Here is a 20,785-nt window from a genome sequence, read left to right as displayed (position 1 = left end):
TCGGACGCCTACCACTCATACCGCACCGTGCCCTTGCCCGTGTAGGTCTGCGTGCTCTGGGAGAACTCACCTTCGATCGTGCCCGCGAGCGAGAACCCGTTTCGCCATTTCATCTCCGCGCGGCCACCGACCAGCGCGGAGTCTGCGGCCGGCTGCGCGCCATTGACCGTGAACGCCGCGCCCGGCAGCGTCTGGAAGGCGGCGTTGACGAGGCGGTTGGTGTTGGTGTCGTGCGCCCAGGCGAGGCGGCCGCGCAGCGTGAGCACGCCGTCGCTGACGAGGAATCGCTGGTCGGTGCGGGCGCCAAGCTCCGTGCGCACATTCGTGGTGTCCTGCGAACTGTAGGACAGCGCGAACTGGTTGCTGCCGACGAGGGCGGTCTCACCATAGAAGGGCAGATGGAAGGTGATCGCCTGAACGGCCGCGTAGGGCGTCACGCCGAAGCTGGAGCCGGGGATGGGGGCGAAGCGCCAGCCCGCCTCGAGGCGGCCGGCGAAGGTGCTGGCCTTGAAGTTGGCGGTGAGCTTGTCGGTGCCTGACACCGTCACGGTGCGGTCGGTGGTGACGTCCTGCCAGCCATAGGCGAGCGCGGCGGAGATGTAGGCCGGCCCGAATGTGTGGCGGCCGTAGACGCCGGCCTGGAACAGATCGGCGCGGCCGCTGCCGAGGCTGTCGGACAGCGAAAAATTGTAGCCGGCGCCGCCGAGTGCAAAGCCGACCAGCGTGTTCGGCGCGACGCGATAATCGGCGCCGACCACGGTGCCGTAGATGTGGCTGGTGGTGGTGCTCGAACCTGCCGCGGCGTTGCCGTTCAACGTGCTGCCGCCGCCATAGCCGGAGGCCCACACGCCCCAGCGGCGGTCGATGACATCGCCGCTTGTCTCGCGCGGTGTCACCGCGGCGTAGGCCGCGCGCATTTTCGCGTCGTTTGGTGCGGTGGACGCGTAGCCCAGCGTCCCGCCGTCGCCACCCGTGCCGTCGCGTTCGCCATCCGCGCCGCCACCCAGTGGGTCGAGCATGCCGACGAATTGCTGCATGGCATTGAACGAGGCCTGCGTACCGGCGGCGCCGGGCTGGCCGGAGACCTGGCCGAGCGCGCCGTTGAGCTGCGACTGGCCCATGTTGAGCAGCGCATCGAAGCCGGCGGGCGGCGTCCGGCCGCCAGCGACGGCGCGGTTGATGGCGCCGGCGACATTGCTCTGGTTCGCCCCGGTGCCTGCCGGCAGCGCGATCGTGCCGGGATCGAGCACGAGATAGACGTTGTTGAGGTCGTAGGTGAGATGCGGATTGCGGGTGGGGCTGAAGCTGCCGCTCAGGCTCAATCCGGCGAAGCGCGTTCCACCGAGGCCGCCGCTCGCATTGAGAATCCTGTAGGTCTGGCTGCGGAAGCTGCCGGGGATCGCCACCGCCTGCACGGTGGCGCCGGTGAGTGTCGCGGTGCCCGAGACGTTGGTTCGGTCGGCGGCGGTGGTGGAGACCTCGACCCGGTAGAAGCTGCCGGCACTGAAGGCGAGGTTGCGGCTGACGCTGAGTGTGCCGATGGAATTGCCCGGCGACAGCGTACCACCGCTCGCGATGGTCGTGTTGCCGACGATGCCGGTGCCACCGAGCGTGCCGCCGCTGTTGACGGTGAGGCTGCTCGACGACGCAATCGAGCCGTTCACCGCCAGCGTGCCGCCGTTCACGATCGTGGCGCCGGTGTAGGTGTTGATGCCTGCCAGCGTCAGCGTGCCGGTGCCGGTCTTGACCAGCGATGTTCCAGTAACCATTCCGTCGCCGGTGAGCACGCCGGTAACTGTCGTCGACAGATTGTTGCTGCCAACCGTCAGCTCTGTGCTGTTGAGGTCGAAGCGGCCGTTGCCGGCGAGTGAGCCGGCAGTGATCCTGCCATCGCCGCCCGGGCCGGGCGTGAAAAAGTTGATGATTGCGCTGGGGTCGGTGTTGATGAGCTGCGCGTTGCCGGCCGTGGAGTTGCCGTCGAACAGCACATTGCCGCTGTTGCGGATGGTCGCGCTGCCGGCTGTGGCGTTGCCGTAGAACGCCAGCTGCGCGTTGTTGGTGATATCAGCGCTACCGGCCGTGGTACCGAGGAATGCCAGCGTGCCGGCGGACACCGTCGCGCCGGAAAAACCTGCCGCGCCGGTCAAGGTCAGCGTGCCGGCGCCTGACTTGGTCAGTGTGCTGCCGCTGATGCTCTGGCTGACGGTGAAATCGTTGGCGGCGTCCGCAATGTCGAATGTGCCGCCGCCGACCCCCAAAATGACGGTGCGTGCGGTGGTGGTGAATGTCGTGCCGGTGACCTGCAAGGTGCCGCCCTTGAAGGTCAGGCTGCCCGAGGGGTCGCCGAGATTGGCGTCCGAGGAGACGCTGACGATTCCGCCGGCGAAGGTGGTGCCGCCGGTGTAGGTGTTGGCGCCTGACAGCGTCAGCGTGCCGGTGCCGGTCTTGACCAGCGAGGCGCCGGTGCCGCTGGTGCTGCCACCATCGGCAATGACGCCGCTGACGGCGGTCGACAGATTGTTGCCGCCGACCGTGAGTTCGTTATCGCCGAGATAGAACGTGCCATTGCCGGCAATCGAGCCGGCGCTGAGCTTGTGATCGCCGTTCGGGCCGGAGCTGCGGGAAAAATCGAAGACGGCGCTCGGGTCGTTGTTGATCAACTGCGCGTTGCCCGCAGTCGAGTTGTCCATGAAAGAGGTGTTTCCCACGGAATTGTGGAAGGGACCACCGCCATTGTTGGTAATGACGGCGTTGCCGGCCGTGCTATTGCCGGCGAAAAGGATATTATAGGTGTTGGTGATATCAGCGCTTCCCGCCGTGCTGGCGCCGGCGAAATTCGTTGCAAGGTTATTGGTGATCGCTGCGCTTGCCGCCGTGCTCGAACCACTGAAGGACAGGACACCGTTGTTGGTAATGCCGGCGCTCGCAGCCGAACTCATCTGATTGAAAGTGACCGAGTTGGCGTTGGTGATGACAGCAGTGCCAGCCGTGCTCGAGCCGTAGAAGGAGAGCATGCTGTTGTTATTGATCGTCGCGCTGCCAGCGGTACTGGTGTCGTAAAATAACGCATTGCCGGTGTTGGTGATGGTGGCGCTGCCGGCCGTACTGGCGCCGTGAAAATTCAGCATGCCGGTGTAGTCATTGATGTTGATGGTGGCGCTGCCAGCCGTGCTCGAATTGAAGAAGCCGACGAAGCCGAAGTAACCACTGGTGATGTTGGCGTTTGCGGCCGAGCTCGAGTCGTTGAAGCTGAGCTGGCCGTAGCTAAAGTTGGTGATGGTGGCGCCGCCGGCCGTGCTCGTGCCGTAGAAATATGTCAGACCGCCGTAGTTGTTGATGGTCGCGCTGCCGGCCGTGCTGGCGTCGTAAAACGCCATCGTTCTGTTGAGGTTGTTGTTGATGGTTGCGCTTGCCGCCGTGCTTGCGTCGCGGAAATAAACCGAGCCGGCGCCATCGTTGGTGATGTTGGCGGTTCCGGCCGTGCTGGAATTGTGGAAGGTGATAGCGGCGGTGTAGTCGGTGGGACTATGGTTGATGGTCGCGCTTCCGGCCGTGCTGCGGTCGTAGAAGTCGGCGGTGCCGTGTCCCGTGTTGGTGATGGTTGAAGCGCCCGCCGTGCCATCGTCGTAGAACGAGAGGATGCCACTGTTGGTGATGGTGGTGCTGCCGGCGCCGCTTCCGTTGTGGAAGATCGTGGTTCCGCCGTTGGTGATGCCGGTGATGCCGCTGGTGTCGCCGTTGAAGACGCTGAACGTGCCGCTGGCGCCAACGGTGACGGTCCCCACAATGGAGCCGCCGCCGCCGGCACTGCCGAGCTGTAAAGTGCCGCCGTTGATCGTGGTGCCGCCGGCATAGGTCTTGGCGCCCAACAAGGTCAGCGTGCCGCTGCCGATCTTGACCAGCGAGCCGAAGATCATATTGCCGGTCACGGCGGTCGACAGATTGTTGGAGCCGACCGTCAGTTGGTTGCCGCCGAGGTCGAAGATCCCGCTGCCCGAGATCGAGCCGGCCGTGACGGGACCGGTCGTGGCAAACTCGATTTGACCGTTGTTGTTGATCGCGGCATTGCCGGCCGTGCTGTTGCCGGAGAACGCAAGGTCGCCGCCGTTGATGTTGATCGTGACACCGCCGCCGTTGACGGTGATTCCAGCGCCCGTGAAGTAAAGCGAGTTGCTGACGTCGAACGTGTAGTTCGAGGCGCCGGCATTGAAGGTCCAGCCGCCGACGCTGGCGCTCGTAATCACCAGGCTGGTGGTGTTCGATGTGCCGAACGAGGCCGTGCCCACCGGCACGAAGCCGCCGTCCCAATTGGCGCCGTTGCTGTAATCGTTGCTGCCGGGAGAGGCGAGCCAGGTGCCGTTCGACGCGGCGTGCGCCGGCGCGGCCGGCAGCGCCCAGGCCAGGGCCAGCGCCGACGACGTCAGCAGCGCGGCCCGCAGGCGGCCGCCCGCTTTGAAACAATCTTTCCCGGTCTTCACCACTTCCCCCAACACGCAGGTCCCGAGTCCTTGAGGGGATTCTTCGCACCGGGCGGGAGTGGTGTCCTGATAAGGGGTTGGCTAGTTTCTGAAAGTTTCTGATATTTGCGTTTCAGGGCCGATTTTCGGGCATTTTCGCCAGACTTCGGCTATATGACCCGCCTTGAGAGACGTGTTGGGGGTTCGCTTGCTTCGTTTCGCCGGCTTCGAGCTGGACCTGCCGCGCGCGGAGCTGCGCGGGGCCGATGGCACGCCGATCAAGCTCCGGCCCAAGACGTTCGAGATGCTGCGGCTGTTCGCCAGCAGTGGCGGCCGCGTGCTTGGCAAGCAGGAGCTGATGGAGGCGATCTGGCCGAACGTCCATGTCGGCGAGGACAGCCTGTTCCAGTGCATCCGCGAGCTTCGTGGCGCGCTCGGCGACGACCGGCGGCAGCTGATCAAGCTCGCCTCCGGCGGCGGCTATCTGCTGGCGACGGAGGTCGTGGAGGCGCCTGATGTCACGGCGCAGGCCGAGGCACCGCCGACGTTGGCTGCGGATGAAAGCGAGCCCATGCGGCCCGCCGTGGTCGCGGCGCAACCGCGCGCGATGTTCGGTTTGAGCCGTCGTGCCGTCGCTGCCGCCGCCGTGGGTCTCGGCGTGGTCGTCATGGGGCTCGCGGTGGCTGCGCCGGCGCTGAAGCCGGACCTGCTGTTCAAGCGGACGCCGCCGCGCATCGCGGTGATGCCGATCGTTGATGCCAGCAGCGATTCCCGTGGCGTGGCGATGGCGGCGGAGGTCACCGGCCGTTTGACCGACGGTTTTGCCAGGATCCAGAACATCAGCGTGGTGACGCCACTGGTGGCGACGGTCACGGGCGGCGAAAGCCCGGCCGTGCCTGCCACCTCATCCGATTACGAGCTGCGCGGCGAGTTGCAGCTCGCCGATCAGTCCTGGACGCTGCGTGCGCGCATCATCAAGACTGCGGGCGGCGAGGTTCAATCGGTCGCGACAGTCTCGGTCAATGTCGAGGCGCTGGACGCGCAGCTTGTGCAGGCGCGGCTCGCGGCAGGCGTCGGCCATGTGCTGGCGCGCCGCCTCAATGAGATGCTGGAGCCGAGCGCATCGTCATCGGCGCGCCGCACATCGTCGGCGGGCGGCGACAAGGTCGCGGTCGAGCAGGCGCTCGCCTCGATCAACCAGACCACGCGCGAGCGTTTTGGCGCGGCGCAGGCGATGCTGCAGAAGGCGCTGAGCGACGATCCTGATAATCTCGACATCGCGGTTGCGCTCGCTTCGCTGCAGATGCGCGGCATCCAGATGGTCTGGTTCAGCCCGGAGGAGGCGGCCATTGTCGAGGCGAACGCCAATGCAACGCTGGAGCAGGCGTTGCGATCGAGGCCGAATTCGATCCCGGTGCTGGAGGCCTCTTGCCGCTTCCTCAGCGCCACCAACCATTTCGTCGAAAGCCTCGTCACCTGCGCCAAAGCCTTGAGCTTCGATCCGTGGGACGGGGCGGCGCTCTATCTGATCGGCTTGGGCCAGATCTATCTCGGCCGCTTCGACGATGCGCTCACCACGTTCCAGCAGGCCGATCGTTACGACACGCCGCCGGCCTCGCGCTGGACCTGGCTGCTCGGCGCAGGCACGGCGAATGCCTTGATGGGCCGCTACGAGGAGGCGCTACCGTGGCTGCAGCGCTCGATCGCCATCACGCCGGGCACCGGCCGCTCGCATTTCCTGCTCGCCGCGGCCTATCAGAGGCTGGGCCGGGGCGAGGAGGCGACGGCCGCGATCGCGGAGGGCCTGCGCTTGCGGCCCGGCACCAACAGGCAAAGCGTCTGGCCCCCGATGAAGAACGCAAGCCCGGTCTGTATCGCGGCGTGGGAACGAGTCGTGCAGGCCGAGGTGGATGCGGGATTGCCGGAGGAGTGAGGGCGCGCTCCGTCCGGCATCGAGCCTTCCTCGCTTCCTGTCAGAGAAAGTCAGACCGTCAACCTGAGGTGCGCTCTCTGTGGCGCGCCGCGCCGCAGAGCAACGAAGGGCGGCGGCCCGGCTGCATCGGGGCCGTGCATCCTTCGAGGCTCGCCGCGCAGTGCAAATGCACTGCGCAACTCGCACCTCAGGATGACGGGACGAATAGCATCGTCATTGCGAGCGCAGCGAAGCAATCCAGAGTCTTTCCGCGGAGGGATTCTGGATTGCTTCGCTGCGCTCGCAATGACAGAGCGCCTACCGCCACCGCCGGTGCAGCCACAGCCACTGCTCGGGATACTCGCGCACCCAGCCTTCGACCACGCTCGTGATCGCCTGCATCGTGCCCTGGATGTCGATCTTGCCGTCGGCGTCGCGCACCGGGGGAATCTCTTCGGTCAGCTCGGCGCGGAAGCGGAAGTTTGGCAGGCGGATGATGCGCACGCCGTGGATCGGGCACTCGACCTGGCGGAGCAGGCGCGCCAGTGTCGGGTTGGCGCGGGTCTTGCGGCCGAAAAAGGTGACCTCGACGCCGCCGGCCAGATACTGGTCGATCAGCATGGCGACGTGCTTGCCGTCCTTGAGCGCCTGTCCGAGCCGCAAGGGCGCGTCGCGGCCCGCCGGAATCAGCGTGCCCATGTTGACCTGGCGCATCTCCTGGATGATGCGGTCGGCGGAGGCGATGTTGGGCCGGCGGTAGAGGATCGCCGCATCGAGCCCGTGCGCGGGCGCGGCGAGCGCGGGCAATTCCCAATTGGCCAGGTGCGCGGCGAAAATCAGCGCCGGCTTGCCGTCGTCCCTGATCCGGTCGTAGATCTCGACGGTGCGCGGCGACAACTCGATCCGGCTGCGTTCCGGATGCGCGCGATCGTAATTCCAGACATGGTCGATATGGGCGAACTCGGCACCGACGCGGCCGAGATTGTCCCACACGCCCATCAGGATCTGCTCGATCTCCTCGGGCGACTTCTCGGGAAACGCCGCGGTGAGATTGGCGCGGCCGATGCGATGCTCGCGCAGGCGCGGCCCGATCAGCTTGGTGACGCGCGCGAAAAAGTCGGAGGTCTTGACCGGGTCGAAATAGCGCGTGGTGCGCAGCATGCCGACGGTGGCGGCGCCGATCAGGCCTCCGGCGATCGATTTGGCTGCATTGCGCGCGCGAATCTTCGTGCTGATGGGAATCAGCGCCATGCTGCGTTCGTCAGGCCGGTTCGCGGGTCAGGATCAGCGAGGCGTTCTGGCCGCCAAAGCCGAACGAGTTCGACATCACGGCGGTGACGCGGGCATCGCGCGCCTTGTTGCCGACCACGTTGAACAGGATGGTGGGATCGGGCGTCTCGTAATTGATGGTCGGCGGAATGCGCTGATGCTCGAGCGTCAGCAGCGAGAAGATCGCCTCGACCGCGCCGGCCGCCGAGATGGTGTGGCCGACCATCGACTTGTTGGAGGTGACCGGAATCTTCTGGGCGAGATCGCCGAACACGGCCGAGGTCGTGTTGAACTCCATCTTGTCGTTCTCGGGCGTCGCGGTGCCGTGCGCGTTGATATGGTCGATCTGGTCGGGCGTCATGCCGGCATCGGCCAGGGTCTTGTTCATGCAGCCGATGATCGGCTTGCCGTCGGGCGAGGAGCGGGTGCGATGGAAGGAATCGGTGAGCTCGCCGCAGCCGGCGATCACGCCGAGAATCTTTGCTCCACGCGCGAGAGCTGCTTCGTAGCTCTCCAGCACAAGCGCGCCGGCGCCTTCGGCCATGACAAAACCGTCGCGGTTCTTGGAGAAGGGGCGGGAGGCGGCCTGCGGCGGATCGTTCTGGGTCGACAGCGCCGACAGCAGCGAGAAGCGCACCAGCGCTTCCGGATTCACGGTGCCGTCGGTGGCGACGCACAGCGCCGCATCGGTCTCGCCGCGGCGGATCGCCTCGACGCCGAGCTGGATCGAGGTCGCGCCGGATGCGCAGGCCGTCGACAGCGAGATCGGCGAGCCCTTGGTGCCGAAGGTCTCGGCGAGGTGGGCTGCGACCGAGCCGAACATGAAGCGATGATGATAGGCGCTGAACTTGCCGCCGCCGGAGATGCGCAAGAGATCGTCGTAAGTGAAGTCGGGCGCGCCCACGGTGCGGCCGAGCTCGCGGCGCTGCGGCCACTCCACCTCGACCGGCGCAACCGCGAGGAAGAGCGGACCCGGGAAATCGCCCTTGGCGCCGATGCCGGCCTGCTCGAGGGCTTCCTCCGTGACGAGCTCGGCCATCCGCTCGGACAGGCCGGTCGAGGAGAACGGATCGACGCTGACGAAATCGACCGTGCCGGCCATCGTGGTCTTCAGGCCGTCGACGGGAAAGCGCGTGATGGTGCGGATGCCGGATTCGCCTGCAACGAGCTTCGACCAATTGTCGGCCTTGCCGGCACCGAGCGAGGTCATGATGCCCATGCCGGTGACGACGACGACGGGACGCCCGAGTTTGTCGCGTGGTGCAGTCATGTCGATCGTCCCCCGATGAAGCTAGTCAACCGCCTCGACCAGCGCCATGCCTTCGCCGCGCCAGTGTCCGGCTCCCACCACGACAATCTGGGTGGGCGCCCCCTGCATTTCAATCTCGGTCCCGGTCGAATCGTTCGGCGGGAACAGCGCGCCACGCGAGATCGAGAGCGCGGCGAGCGCAATCCCGAGCGGGAACTGCGTTTCCATGGTGTGCCCGAACATCGTACCGGTCGCGCGTACCGGGAAGTCGGTGTGCTTCTTCAGGAAGTCGCGCTCCTCCGAGGTCGCCGGCTCTGCGCCTGATGCGCCCGAGATGATCGCGCCCTTGCCCGCGCGCTTCGGCAGCTTGTCCCAGAGCTTCTCCAGCGTCGCTTCCATGTCGCCGGACTGCTTGCGGCGGGCCAGATCGGTCACCACGCTCGACAGTTTTGCGTAAGGCTTGGCGCCGCGCGCTTCCGCGTGCGCTTTCGATTCCAGCACAAGGAAGGCGCCGGCCGAGCCGAGCGCGAAGCCGGGATGGTCCTTGCGCGCCCAGACCGGAGCGAACTTGTCCTTCAGGTTGAAGTCGCCGAATTCATAGAGGACCAACAGGTCCTTGCGCTCGCCATTATGCGAGCCGCCGACCAGCGCAATGTCGCTCTCGCCCGAGGCGATGCGCGACAGCGCGATGCGCAGCGCATCGGCGCCCGCAACCTCTTCGCCCATGAAGGTGCGGGAAGTGCCGCCGAGACCGTTGACGATGGCGATGTTGCCGGCGAGCAGATTGGAGAGCTGGGCCAGAAACAACGTCGGCCGGAGATCGCTCATCAGCCGCTCGTTGAGGAAGCCGGGGGCATTGGCGCCCCTGGCTTCGGCGTTCAGTACGCCGGTGTCGACGTTGAGGTCGCGCTCGCCGCCGCCGGCAGCCACCACCATGTCGATCTTCGACAGGATATCCTTGTTGCCCTTGATGCCGGCCGAGTCGAGCGCGAGGCCCGCGGCATAGACGCCGATGCGCTGCCAGGCTTCCATCTGCCGCTGGTCACCCTTCTTCGGGATCTGGCTGTCGAAGGAGACGGGCAGCAGCGGGTGCACGATGAAGGGCGCAAAGCCGGTCTCGTCGACATTGATGCGCTTTTCCTGGAGCGCGGCCCAGTTGGCGTCGAGCCCTTCGCCAAGCGAGGTGGCAAGACCAATACCGGTGATCCAGACTTCGGTCTGGCCCGGCTTCGAAACGGTGTCAGTCATGGCGAAACGGCCTGTTGCGGAAAGCCGACGCGGGTTGCGACCGCGTCCATGTATCCGCGCATATCCGGATTGGGGAAGGGGATCAGCGTAAAAGTGAGGCTCGAGTTCGCGCGGAGCTTGCCGCCAACCCGGAGCTTCGCCTCGGTCATCGCGTAGCCCGAGCCCTCATGGGCGACGCTCGCCTCGAGCGTCATGAGGTCGCCCGGAAACACCGAGCCGCGGACTTTGGCTTCCTTCACGGCAGCAAGAATCGGCATGCGCTCGAACTTGAGCACACCAAGCAGGAGAAAGCCCGAGGCCTGTGCCATCGATTCGATCAGCAGCACGCCGGGCATCAGGGGATAGCCCGGGAAGTGCCCCTCGAAGACGGTGCTCTCCTGGGGGACCTGGGCCTCGACGACGATCGTCTTCTCGTCGACCTTGAGGTCGACGATGCGATCGATCATGTGGAAGTATTCGAGTTGCATGACCGCCCGATCAGGCGCTCGCGCCCTTGGCGGCAACCAGCTCGTCGATGCGCGCGCACAGGTTCTTCAGCACGAAATACTGCTCGGTGGTCGCCTTGCCGTCGTTGACTTCCTGGGTCCACTTTTCCAGCGGCAGCTTGATGCCGAACTGCTTGTCGATCGCGAACGCGATGTCCAGGAAATCGAGGCTGTCGATGCCGAGGTCATCGATGGCATGGCTATCCGGCGTGATCGTGTCGCGCGGGATGTCGCAGGTTTCAGCGATGATCGTAGCGACCTGATCGAATGTGGAGGACATCACTAAGCCTTTGATATATTGCTGATATTTGTCAGGTTCCCAGAGCGGCACGGTGGGTGGGCATCGCGCCCCTGATGACGCCCTCAAACCCCCCTCTGGACGGGTCGAGAGCCCGTATATCGGAGCGCCGCCCCGAGTTCAATGGAGCCGGACGGGGTGGCGGACAGGGCTGGGGACGCTGCCCCATCCCTGTACTGGCGTTCTATGGTCGCACCGTCATGGCCGGGCTTGTCCCGGCCGCGACGACGTCGCCGGCCGGGCCTAGATGTGCGGTGTCGTGATCCTGACGCAGTCCCGGCGGCCCATCAGCACGCAATCCTGTGTGCGGCGCAGATCGGCGATGCTGACCGCGAGCCAGATCCCGATCGCAGTCAGGGCGATGGTAAAGGCGAGCGCGGCGATGTTGGCGAGCATGCGATGCCGGTAATCGTCGGGCTCGGCGCGGGGCTGCTGGTAGCGCGACAGGTCGAGCGGCTCGGGCGCCTCTGCATGCAGCTTCTGGACGACGCCGCTGCCCCGACGGATCACCGGAGCGGGCGTCGTGCGCGGCCTGAACTGGAGCACCTGGTGCTCGTCGTCCGAGGTTATGGGCCGCTGGGATTTCATGGGGCGGGGATCACTCCGAAGCAGCGATTTCTAGATAGCACAGGCGACTTCGTGGGTGCAGAAAATCTTCTCGACGCGCACGTGCATTGCGCGTTGGCATGATCTTCCTGGACAGAAGCGTCATCACCGGCCCCGGTTGTCATCCCGGCATCAGGAACCTCTGGGTTGCGCTGCAACACTGCGGGTCCGGATCGCGCTTGGTGTCTCCCGAACGCATGTTGCCGCCGCAAGGCCCATGGCATAATCGGGAACCCGGACGACAGCTTGCAACCAGATGAGAGGCCCTCGATCATGACGACCAACGCGCGCGAGCCGAGAGTGCACCCGGTACCGATCCTGTCGCTTCGGCCGACGCAGATGACGGTCGGCATGCGCGAGGTCAAGGAGAAGCGCAAGCGCTGGCGCGAGCACGGCAAGAACAAGCAGTCCGACCTGCTTGGCACCCACATGATCCCCGTCGTCGCCGGCCCTGACGGACGCTACTACGTCATCGACCATCACCATCTCGGCCGCGCGCTCCACGACGAGGGCATCAAGCAGGTGCTGGTCACTGTCGTCGGCGACCTTCGCATGGTCGAGAAAGAAGCGTTCTGGGGCGTGATGGACAACAAGCGCTGGGTCTACCCTTACGACTCCAAGGGCGAGCGCCGGTCATTCCGCGATCTGCCGAAATCGGTCGCCGATCTCAAGGACGATCCGTTCCGCAGCCTCGCCGGCGAACTCCGCCGCATGGGCGGCTTCGCCAAGGACACCACGCCCTTCTCCGAATTTCTCTGGGCCGACTTCCTGCGCCGCAAGTTGTCGCGCAAGGCGGTGGACGCCAATTTCGACAAGGCGCTCGAGAAGGCGCTGGCTGCGGCCAAGAGCAAGGATGCAATCTACCTGCCCGGCTGGTGCGGGCCGGCATCGGACGATTGAGGCGCGCAACGCTTCCATCAGTCGCGCTGGAAGATCTTAGCGCCAGGGTAGGCGCGCCTGGCGTATGTCACGACCAGCGCGCGGTCCTGGGTCTCCAGAAAGGGGGTACGGATTCGATACGACCCGACGATGAGGTGCCACAGACCATTGAGCTTTTGAATCACGATCTTCATGTGAGTTTCCTCGAAGGCGCGGCACGCAAGCAGGGTGTGCCTGTCGCTGTGTCCTTGCGATATCCGATCGCGCTCGCGGGCGGGAAATTCCCGTCACTGCTCGCGCTCGCTGCAAGACAACGGCGATACTCATGAGCTGGTGATGGCATGCGGCCCGACGAGGCCGACCTGATCACAGCCGCTTGAACGCAATCATTTTCCGCGCTGACGAAACCGTCCTGAAACAGAGCCGCTCCACTTAATCATGGTAGTCGAGCTCACAAGGGAGGCTCACATGCGCCGTCTGGTTTTCGCAATTGGCTTGGCCGTGGTTGCTTCAGCAGGAATCTCGGCGTCGTTCGCCGCGGTCCACCAGGCCAGGACTTTGACGTTCGAGGAGCGCTTCGCACCTGCGCTCCCGCTGATGGTAAAGCACTAGCGATCCGGCCGCCCGGCCCGCCTATTTCGGACCTTGTGGGTTGGGGGAGGAGAGCAAACGCTCCATCGCCGCGGCGGCCTCGCCGTCGCGTGCCTTTTGCAGCAGTGCGTGACGCTCGGCGCCGACCGGAAGATTGTTGGCCGCGGCGCGGGCGTTCTGCGTGAACCTGGTCAGGCGTTCCTGAAGGGACTGGGCCGGTCGCGTACGATTGCGCTTCTTCATGATGAATTGCCCTTTCGAGCGCCAAGCCAACCACGCGCCACCAAGCCGCGTCCTTAACTTTTGTTGGAACCGTGCGAGGCGATCGCGGGTTTTGTCCCGGCGGGCGCTGCGGCGCCTTGAGTTCCTTCTCCACGACGGGAGCCGGAGAAAGTGCCCAGCGACGCGATCCGCGCGGCGCTCATCGAGCGACTGCGCGTTTCTTCCGCAATTGCGGAGGAGGATATCAGGGAGGTCGAAGCCCTTCCGATCTCGGTGCGGCAGTTTCCGGCCGAGACGGCGGTGGTGCGCGATGGCGAGCGTGCGACCGACTGCTGCCTGATCGTGGACGGATTTTGCGCGCGCTCCAAGACCCTCGCGAATGGCAAGCGGCAGATCCTTTCGCTGCATATCCCCGGCGAGATCCCTGATCTCATGAGCCTGTTTCTGCACGTGATGGACCATGATCTATCGACGCTGACGCCGGCGACGCTCGGTTTCATCAGTCATGAGGCGCTGCAAAAATTGCATCGGCGCAGCCCGCGCGTGGCCGAGATGTTCTGGCGCGACACGCTGATCGACTCCGCCATGTTTCGCGAATGGATCGTCAATGTCGGCCAACGTCCCGCACCGGCACGGCTCGCCCATGTCATGATCGAGCTGCGCGAGCGCCTCAGGATGATCGGGCGGCTGGACAGCGACAGCTTTGAAATGCCTCTGACGCAGGAGCAGATCGGCGAGGCGCTGGGCATCACCGCAGTGCACGCCAACCGGGTGATCAGACAGCTGCGCCAGGAGGGGATCGTCGAGCTCAATCGCGGCCGCGTCACCGTGCTCGACGAGCGGAAGTTTCAGGAACTAGCGGATTTCGAACCCCGTTACCTGCATCAATCGCCAACCCTTTGAGGTCCGGATGCCGCGCTCGGTGTCTTCGCGCGAGACGCGAAGAGGGCATGATTGTTCCTCCGAAGTGCAAATTTATAGGTCGATGCGCTGTAACCCAGGTTAGCGACATCGGCGCCGTCGAGGCGCAGCGTGGAAACCGGACCGGAGGTTTCCATGACACAGAAGCGCAACCGTCGTAAGCAGACCGTACCCTTCGACGATCGATTGGAGCAGGCGGCGGTAGCGGCGCGCAAGGCGGCGGGAAGGCTTCCGCTCGGTGAAGCTCGCAACATCATGTTGCAGAAAGCGCGTCAGGCGGAGATTGCACGAAGCATCAACGGATGGTTGGCCACATCGGGCCAGCCCATGCCGAAGTGAATCCCGTGGATCGCAGGGAGGCCTGTCTGATCCAAGCGGCCGCCTGCCGCGAACAGGCGGCGGCCGATCCTCTCAACCACGACCATTGGATCGATGAAGCGATCAGATGGTTGGAGCTTGCGCATGCGCCGGCAACCCAGCTCGTCGTGACCATTGATCCGCGGCCCAGCAAACCGGTCAGGACAACAGCGGCGTGACGCTGGCGGCGACGAGGACGATCATTCCAGTTGCGGCGCTACGAAGCAGAGCCGTTGAAACAATGACATCACGCACCCCCAAATCTCCGAAAGTGAGGATGACGATGCGGACGGCGCCAGTCGTTGACCTAGCTAATGCCGATGAAAAACAGGAATGTCGTCCCGCCGGCGTCGGTCAGGTGCGACTGGCTTCGCCCCTTCGGCGCAAAACCAGCAGGGCGAAATAGGAACGAAATTAACATGGGTTACTTTACCCGTCAGGAATCCCGGGACGGGGTTTGGCGATGCCCAAATTCTACTTCAACATCTGTAGCGGCGATCGGTTGAACGACCGCGACGAGCTTGGCCAGGAACTTCCGGATCGACGCGCGGCCTGGGAAGTCGCGACACGGTACGCCGGCGACTGCTTGCGCGACCTCGATGGTGATCTGCAGCCCGACGATGATTGGCGTCTGGAGGTGCAGACCGAGGACGGTGCGCGCGTCTTGCAGATATCGATCCGCGCAAGCCTCGGCTGACGGTCGCGGCCGTCTAAATCGCAGTGCAGCCATAACCTATGTTGAAGAACGCCGCGTTGTTCGGTCGTAGCGTTAACCAGGGATCCTTGATCGGACCCCGGGATCCCTGATTGGACGGGGGTGCGACATGAAGCACTGGCGTCGCGTCCAACAAGCCGAGACACTCCGAGAGACCTTGGCGAGGCTTGCCCTCGCGATGCGTGAGCGCGCCGAGGCGCTGCCAGCGGGCGTCGAGCGGGACCAGCTTCTCAAGCAGGCGCGCAACGCGGACACCACGGCGCATCTGGACGATTGGGTCTCGTCGCCGGGACTTCGGCCTCCGACCTAGGAACAACGGAATCGCACCACGATTGGCGACCCGTTCCTCTCCTTTACTTTGGCCTTCGCTCGAACCCCTTGAGCGAGGGCCGCTCTTTCTCGAGGCTGCAGGAACTCGCGGGTAGCTTAGAGCTCGCGCAACAAGGACCCCGTGATCGACGATCGCCTACGACCGCCGCTGGCTCCAATAGTCGTCGAGCGTCGGCGTTTCCATGTCGAAACGGTCGCGAATGGTGGAGCAGGTGCTGCCACCGAGCCTGGCGATGGCATCGAGTTTCGCCGGATCGATGTGGAGGCGCTCGGCATCCACGACCTCCGCGTGGTAATGCGCGAATAGAATCTCGCCCAGGATGATCTGACGCGACTTGCCGAGTTCGAGCGTGACATGTCGGCGGCATTCGAAGGCGGCCGGCGCCTCCTTGATCCAGGGTGACGCCACGGTCTTGCCCGGCATCGCAGTCAGGCCCGCGGCCTGAAGTTCATCCTGCTCCGGCGCGAACGGCACGGCGCAGACATGCATCGCTTCGGCAATGGCGTGCGAGACGATGTTGACGGTGAAGACCTCGGTCAGGCGGATGTTGAGACCGGTGTCCTTGAACCGCATGTCCGGATGGTTCTCGACTCCGAGCGCAAGAATCGGCGGATCGGCCGACAGGCAGTTGAAGAAGCTGAACGGCGCGGCGTTGATCTTCCCGTCGGGGTCGACCGTCGTCACCAGCGCGATCGGCCGCGGCACGACGGTGCCGATCAAGAGCTTGTATTTGTCGCGCGCGGACAGTTCGCGGAAGTCGAACGTGACGTCGCCGGGGTCGTGAGCGCTGGTATCCATCATGTCTCTCAGGTTCGAACGGTCGCCGGTGGCGGCATCCGCGAAGTCTTTCGCGGCAATTATCAGCGCGTCGGAGCAATATGCGAGCGGAAGATTTGAGCAAGGGCTGCTACGCCTGCCTGTTGTCCTCGTGCGGCTCGTCCTTGCCGCCGAGCATGCGGTGCAGGTGGCGCTCGATCCGGCGGCCGATCGTGAGCAACACGAAGGTCAGCGCCAGCGCGATCGCGACGGTCTTCCACTGTCCGGCGCCGCAGACCACGCCGAGGCAGGCGGCCAGGAAGGTGCAGGCGGCGCTGGTCAGCCCGCGAACGCGAAGCCGCTCGCTTTCATGGACGATGACGCCGGCGCCGAGAAAGCCGATGCCGGTGAGGACGCCCTGGATGACCCGGCTGGTGGCATCGACGACCTTGCCGGGCTCGGAGAGCTGCAGCGCGAGCAGCACCACCGTCGCGGTGGAGAGGCCGACGATGCCGAGCGTCTTCAGCCCGAGCGGCTTGCCCTGCAAATCGCGGTTGAGCCCGATCGCGCTGCCGGCAAGTGTGGCGACGCCCAGGCGCAGCAGGATTTCGCTCCAGTCGAGCTCGGTCATTGCTTTTCGGTCATTTCTTTTCGGTTTTGGGCAGGCGTCCCATCAGGTAGAATTCGTCGTTCGGCCGCATGCCGGTGAAATTTGCCAGACGGTTTGACAGCGCGAAGAAGGCCGAGATCGCCGCGATGTCCCAGATGTCGTCGTCACTGAAGCCGTGTGGGGCAAGGCTTGCGAAATCCTCCTCGGCGATCCGCTGTGCGTCGGCGGAGATCTTCATCGCGAAATCGAGCATGGCTTTCTCGCGCGGCGTGATATCGGCCTTGCGGTAGTTGATCGCGATCTGGTCGGCAATCAGCGGGTTCTTGGCGCGGATGCGCAGGATCGCACCATGGGCGATCACGCAATATTGGCACTGGTTGGCGGCCGAGGTCGCCACCACGATCATCTCGCGCTCGGCCTTGGTGAGCCCGCCATCCTTTTCCATCAGCGCGTCGTGATAGGCGAAGAATGCGCGGAACTCGTCGGGACGGTAGGCCAGCGTCAGGAAGACGTTGGGCACGAAACCACTCTTTTCCTGCACGGCGAGGAGGCGGGTGCGGATGTCGTCCGGCAGGCTGTCGAGAGCGGGGGCTAGGAAGCGTTGCGTTGCGGGTTTTGTCATTGGCATGGATTTCCGGCTTGGGGGCGGGAAACCATAGTCGATGCGGACCGGGGCCTCAATGTGCCAGCAGCATGCCGATCGAAGAAGCGGCGCTGGCGCCTCTTGCACCGTCATTGCGAGCCACCGGGTCCGCGCGAAGCGCGGCCCGATGGCTCGCAATGACGATGTGGATTGAGCGAGGCCTTACCGCAGCGGCTTCTTCAGCAGCGAGAAGCGGTCGGGGTCGAGGCCCAGCGAGGGCTGCAGCATCGGCGTTTCGGCCGGCGCGAGCGTCCTGGCGGGCGGCGCGGCGAACACCGGGTCGTTCGGCACGTCGCGCTGCGAGGTCGCACCGCGCCAGCGCTCGAGCACGGCGCCGACGAAATGCATGTCGTGACCGGCAGAGATCGACGGCACGCTCGAAATGGTGGCCTCGCCGCGCGGCAATTGATGCGGCGGCACTTCCTTGAAGCGCAAGCGCGTCGGCAGGGCGACGCCTTCGCCGAACGCCAGCACCTCGCGGGTGCCGAGCGAGGGCACGAAGGACAACAGGTTCGCGGCCGCGTCCGACACGGCGGCGCGCAGCAGTGCCTGGTCGCGGTCGTTGGCAAGACGCATCGTGAACAGCGTGTTGCACTGGGAGATGATGGTGGCGTCGAGCTCTGCAGGGCGCTGCGTGATCAGGCCGAGATAGACGCCGTATTTGCGGCCTTCCTTGGCGATGCGCGAGACTGCCTTGCGGGTCGGCCCGAAGCCGATATTGCGGTCGGCGGAGGCGTAGCGGTGTGCTTCCTCGCAGACGAACAGCATCGGCGAGACGCCGTCGCTCCAAAGGCCGAAGTCGAACGCCATGCGGCACAGCACCGACACGACGGAATCGATGACTTCGGCCGGGAAGCCGGCGAGCTGCATCACCGTCATCGGCTTGCCATTGGCGGGCAGGCGGAACAGATGGCTGATCACTTCGGCCATGGTGTCGCCGCCGACATTGGCGTTGTCGAACATGAAGGCGTAGCGCGGATCGTTCTTCACGGCTTCGATGCGCGAGATCAGCTTATGATAGATGATGCGCGAGGAGCGATTTTCCAGCTTGCCCATGCGCTCGTCGATCAGCGAAACCAGATCGACCAGGCGGTACGGCACCGGCGTGTCGACGGTGAAGCCGATCTGCTTGGGATCGACGCGCTTGAGGCCGAGCCGGTCGGTGTTTTGGTATTGCGTGTAGATGCCCTTGGCGATCGGGATCACCTCGGCGAGGACGTCGAGCTCCTCCGGCACGCCGGCGCGGCCGCCGAACAGCACGTCGACGATTTCCTCGAAATTGAACAGCCAGAACGGCAGCTTCAGGTTTCGCGGGTTGAGCACCAGCGCGCGGTCGCCGAAGCAGCGGCCATATTCGTTGTGCACGTCGAGCAGGAAGATGCGCAGGTTCGGCCGCGCCTTCAGGATCTCGTTGAGCAGCAGCGACACGCCGGTCGATTTACCGACGCCGGTCGATCCCAGCACCGCAAAATGCTTGGACAGCATTTCCTCGATGTCGACATAGGCGATGACCGAGCGGTCCTGCTGGAGGAAGCCGACATTGATCTGGTCCGACCCGGTCGGCGCGTAGATCGTGCGCAGCTCCTGGCTGGTGATCAGGTCGACGGCATCGCCGATGGTCGGATAATTGGTGACGCCGCGCTGGAATTTGGCCTTGTCGGCGGCGTTGAGGATTTCGCCGAGCAGGTCGACCGAGGCGATCGCGACGTATTCGCCGGTGCTCGCGAGATTCTCGCAGGACACTTCGGTGATCATGGCGACGATGACCGAGCTGGCGCAGCGGATGCTGACGAAGCGGCCGACGGTGGCCCGTACCTCCGAGATCGACATCTGGCTCTGCGCCAGAAGCCCGACCCGGGCGAGCGATCCACGTACCGAAATCACGCGTCCAAAGGATGTCACGATGGATGAACCTGAAAAGTCAGACTGTTTCTGCGACTATGCGGGGTGTCGCTGCACAAACGGTTAAACGGCTGCCGCGGGGGCTTTGTTAAATCCGCTACAATTCGATGGCGAGAGTTGTTCCGAGTGCATGCTTGCTGCCGAAAACCGCCCGAAAATGGCGGCCTTCCAGGCCCTTGAGCCTCATTCGACTTAAGGAAAGTTTTACCATTCGGGCAGTCCGTCCGCCGTTGGGGAGGATGACCATTCGCAGTGGCGAGGCGGGGCTGCTCGTCGGCCGGCACGCACCGGTTTGTTGACGGGAGCTAATCATTTGTACATTAGTACAAATGAGCCGCGCCCACCGAGGCTTTGGAGAACACCCATGCAGCCCGAACCGATCCTCGATCTCGCTCATCTCGGCCACATGGAGCTGCTGACGCCGAAACCCGACGAGAGCCTGAAGTTTTTCGTCGACGTCATGGGCATGACCATCAGCGGGCGGAAGGGCGAGTCGGTGTACCTGCGCGGCTGGGACGATTACGAGCGCTATTCGCTCAAGCTGACGGCCTCGAAGACGTCAGGCATGGAGCATATGGCTCTGCGCGCGCGCAGCCAGCAGGCGCTTGAACGCCGCGTCGCTGCGCTGAAAGGCTCCGGCTTCGACATCGGCTGGATCGACGGCGACATGGGGCAGGGACCGACGTTCCGTTGCCGCGACCCCGACGGACACATCGTCGAACTCTATTACGAGACCGAATGGTATCAGGCGCCGCCGGAGCTGAAGCCGGCGCTGAAGAACCAGGCGCAGCGCTTTCCCGCGCGCGGCGTCAATGTCCGCCGGCTCGACCATCTCAACTGCCTCGCCGTCGACATCAAGGCCAACCGCGAATTCTTCGAGACCTATCTCGGCTGCCGGCTGACCGAGCAGATCGTGCTCAATGACGGCCGCGAGGCTGCGATGTGGCTGACCATGTCGAACAAGAGCTACGATTTCGCCTATTCGCTCGACCATTCCGGCACGCCCGGCCGCTTCCACCATGTCACCTACGCGCTCGACAGCCGCGAGGAGATTCTTCGCGCGGCTGATATCTTCCTGGAAAACGGCGTGCATATCGAGACCGGACCGCACAAGCACGCGATACAGCAGACCTTCTTCCTCTATGTCTACGAGCCCGGCGGCAACCGCGTCGAAGTCGCCAATGCCGGCGCGCGCCTGATCCTCGCGCCGGACTGGAAGCCGATCGTGTGGACGGAAGAGGAGCGCAAGAAGGGCCAGGCCTGGGGGCTGAAGACAATCGAGTCGTTCCACACCCATGGCACGCCTCCGGTGGAGATGAAGACGCACGCTTGAT

At 64.7% G+C, this 20,785-nt stretch carries 21 protein-coding genes; 8 read left to right on the top strand and 13 right to left on the bottom strand.

Features of this window, described 5'->3' with window-relative positions; all coding sequences use genetic code 11:
- Nucleotides 1-8: 8 nt before the first annotated feature.
- Nucleotides 9-4,478, bottom strand: a complete 4,470-nt coding sequence (locus ACNJX9_RS24945) for an autotransporter outer membrane beta-barrel domain-containing protein (protein WP_439404655.1) — start codon at nt 4,476-4,478, stop codon at nt 9-11.
- Nucleotides 4,479-4,665: 187 nt separating this feature from the next.
- Between ACNJX9_RS24945 and ACNJX9_RS24940 the strand changes: the two genes are divergently transcribed.
- Nucleotides 4,666-6,390, top strand: coding sequence for a winged helix-turn-helix domain-containing protein (locus tag ACNJX9_RS24940; protein ID WP_439404654.1), 1,725 nt, complete (start codon nt 4,666-4,668; stop codon nt 6,388-6,390).
- A 297-nt stretch (nt 6,391-6,687) separates the two neighbouring features.
- On the opposite strand, the gene ACNJX9_RS24935 is transcribed toward ACNJX9_RS24940, so the two are convergent.
- The 6 genes from ACNJX9_RS24935 to ACNJX9_RS24910 form a co-directional block, all read right to left on the bottom strand.
- Nucleotides 6,688-7,620: a lipid A biosynthesis lauroyl acyltransferase gene (locus ACNJX9_RS24935; RefSeq protein ID WP_057758379.1), complete on the bottom strand. Its 933-nt coding sequence runs from the start codon at nt 7,618-7,620 to the stop codon at nt 6,688-6,690.
- A 10-nt stretch (nt 7,621-7,630) separates the two neighbouring features.
- Nucleotides 7,631-8,908, bottom strand: coding sequence for a beta-ketoacyl-ACP synthase (locus tag ACNJX9_RS24930; RefSeq protein WP_220001879.1), 1,278 nt, complete (start codon nt 8,906-8,908; stop codon nt 7,631-7,633).
- A 21-nt stretch (nt 8,909-8,929) separates the two neighbouring features.
- On the bottom strand, nt 8,930-10,135 hold the full coding sequence (locus tag ACNJX9_RS24925; RefSeq protein WP_057758375.1) for a beta-ketoacyl-ACP synthase: 1,206 nt from the start codon (nt 10,133-10,135) through the stop codon (nt 8,930-8,932).
- Complete coding sequence (locus ACNJX9_RS24920) at nt 10,132-10,602, bottom strand: 3-hydroxyacyl-ACP dehydratase FabZ family protein (RefSeq protein ID WP_439404653.1); 471 nt, start codon at nt 10,600-10,602, stop codon at nt 10,132-10,134. The genes ACNJX9_RS24925 and ACNJX9_RS24920 overlap by 4 nt, the downstream gene beginning before the upstream one ends.
- A gap of 10 nt (nt 10,603-10,612) precedes the next feature.
- Complete coding sequence (locus ACNJX9_RS24915) at nt 10,613-10,900, bottom strand: acyl carrier protein (protein WP_007592476.1); 288 nt, start codon at nt 10,898-10,900, stop codon at nt 10,613-10,615.
- Nucleotides 10,901-11,161: 261 nt separating this feature from the next.
- Complete coding sequence (locus ACNJX9_RS24910; RefSeq protein ID WP_057758371.1) at nt 11,162-11,506, bottom strand: hypothetical protein; 345 nt, start codon at nt 11,504-11,506, stop codon at nt 11,162-11,164.
- A gap of 291 nt (nt 11,507-11,797) precedes the next feature.
- Here ACNJX9_RS24910 and ACNJX9_RS24905 point away from each other — a divergent pair, with 291 nt between their 5' ends.
- Complete coding sequence (locus ACNJX9_RS24905) at nt 11,798-12,424, top strand: ParB-like protein (protein WP_057758369.1); 627 nt, start codon at nt 11,798-11,800, stop codon at nt 12,422-12,424.
- A gap of 17 nt (nt 12,425-12,441) precedes the next feature.
- Here ACNJX9_RS24905 and ACNJX9_RS24900 read toward each other — a convergent pair whose 3' ends face one another.
- Together ACNJX9_RS24900 and ACNJX9_RS24895 are read right to left on the bottom strand one after the other, a co-directional pair.
- Nucleotides 12,442-12,597, bottom strand: a complete 156-nt coding sequence (locus tag ACNJX9_RS24900; protein ID WP_167354019.1) for a hypothetical protein — start codon at nt 12,595-12,597, stop codon at nt 12,442-12,444.
- A 439-nt stretch (nt 12,598-13,036) separates the two neighbouring features.
- Nucleotides 13,037-13,237, bottom strand: coding sequence for a hypothetical protein (locus ACNJX9_RS24895; RefSeq protein WP_063958347.1), 201 nt, complete (start codon nt 13,235-13,237; stop codon nt 13,037-13,039).
- A 150-nt stretch (nt 13,238-13,387) separates the two neighbouring features.
- On the opposite strand from ACNJX9_RS24895, the gene ACNJX9_RS24890 reads away from it, so the two are divergent.
- The 5 genes from ACNJX9_RS24890 to ACNJX9_RS24870 all read left to right on the top strand — a co-directional run bounded on the left by ACNJX9_RS24890 (nt 13,388) and on the right by ACNJX9_RS24870 (nt 15,519).
- Entirely contained in the window at nt 13,388-14,119 is a 732-nt protein-coding gene (locus tag ACNJX9_RS24890; protein WP_057758368.1) for a Crp/Fnr family transcriptional regulator, read from the top strand.
- Between the two features lie 153 nt (nt 14,120-14,272).
- On the top strand, nt 14,273-14,476 hold the full coding sequence (locus tag ACNJX9_RS24885) for a hypothetical protein (RefSeq protein WP_057758366.1): 204 nt from the start codon (nt 14,273-14,275) through the stop codon (nt 14,474-14,476).
- On the top strand, nt 14,440-14,673 hold the full coding sequence (locus ACNJX9_RS24880) for a hypothetical protein (RefSeq protein ID WP_439404650.1): 234 nt from the start codon (nt 14,440-14,442) through the stop codon (nt 14,671-14,673). The genes ACNJX9_RS24885 and ACNJX9_RS24880 overlap by 37 nt, the downstream gene beginning before the upstream one ends.
- A gap of 284 nt (nt 14,674-14,957) precedes the next feature.
- Nucleotides 14,958-15,191, top strand: a complete 234-nt coding sequence (locus ACNJX9_RS24875) for a DUF6894 family protein (RefSeq protein ID WP_057758362.1) — start codon at nt 14,958-14,960, stop codon at nt 15,189-15,191.
- Nucleotides 15,192-15,366: 175 nt separating this feature from the next.
- Nucleotides 15,367-15,519, top strand: coding sequence for a hypothetical protein (locus ACNJX9_RS24870; protein WP_245317365.1), 153 nt, complete (start codon nt 15,367-15,369; stop codon nt 15,517-15,519).
- 156 nt (nt 15,520-15,675) lie between these two features.
- Here the strand turns inward: ACNJX9_RS24870 and ACNJX9_RS24865 are convergent, their stop codons facing one another.
- The 4 genes from ACNJX9_RS24865 to ACNJX9_RS24850 all read right to left on the bottom strand — a co-directional run bounded on the left by ACNJX9_RS24865 (nt 15,676) and on the right by ACNJX9_RS24850 (nt 19,451).
- Nucleotides 15,676-16,338 (bottom strand): flavin reductase family protein, encoded by a 663-nt coding sequence (locus ACNJX9_RS24865; RefSeq protein ID WP_439410123.1) that lies wholly within the window; start codon nt 16,336-16,338, stop codon nt 15,676-15,678.
- Between the two features lie 109 nt (nt 16,339-16,447).
- On the bottom strand, nt 16,448-16,927 hold the full coding sequence (locus tag ACNJX9_RS24860; protein WP_057758359.1) for an MgtC/SapB family protein: 480 nt from the start codon (nt 16,925-16,927) through the stop codon (nt 16,448-16,450).
- Nucleotides 16,928-16,937: 10 nt separating this feature from the next.
- Entirely contained in the window at nt 16,938-17,528 is a 591-nt protein-coding gene (locus tag ACNJX9_RS24855) for a peroxidase-related enzyme (protein ID WP_439404649.1), read from the bottom strand.
- Between the two features lie 183 nt (nt 17,529-17,711).
- Nucleotides 17,712-19,451, bottom strand: a complete 1,740-nt coding sequence (locus ACNJX9_RS24850; RefSeq protein ID WP_083514787.1) for an ATP-binding protein — start codon at nt 19,449-19,451, stop codon at nt 17,712-17,714.
- A gap of 364 nt (nt 19,452-19,815) precedes the next feature.
- Here ACNJX9_RS24850 and ACNJX9_RS24845 point away from each other — a divergent pair, with 364 nt between their 5' ends.
- Complete coding sequence (locus ACNJX9_RS24845) at nt 19,816-20,784, top strand: catechol 2,3-dioxygenase (RefSeq protein WP_057758353.1); 969 nt, start codon at nt 19,816-19,818, stop codon at nt 20,782-20,784.
- Nucleotide 20,785: the final 1 nt, after the last annotated feature.

Origin of the sequence: Bradyrhizobium sp. BLXBL-03, from assembly GCF_051853015.1 — a bacterium.
Taxonomy (GTDB): domain Bacteria; phylum Pseudomonadota; class Alphaproteobacteria; order Rhizobiales; family Xanthobacteraceae; genus Bradyrhizobium; species Bradyrhizobium manausense.
Note: the sequence above shows the minus strand (reverse complement) of the source record. Positions and strands in the feature narration are given on the sequence as shown.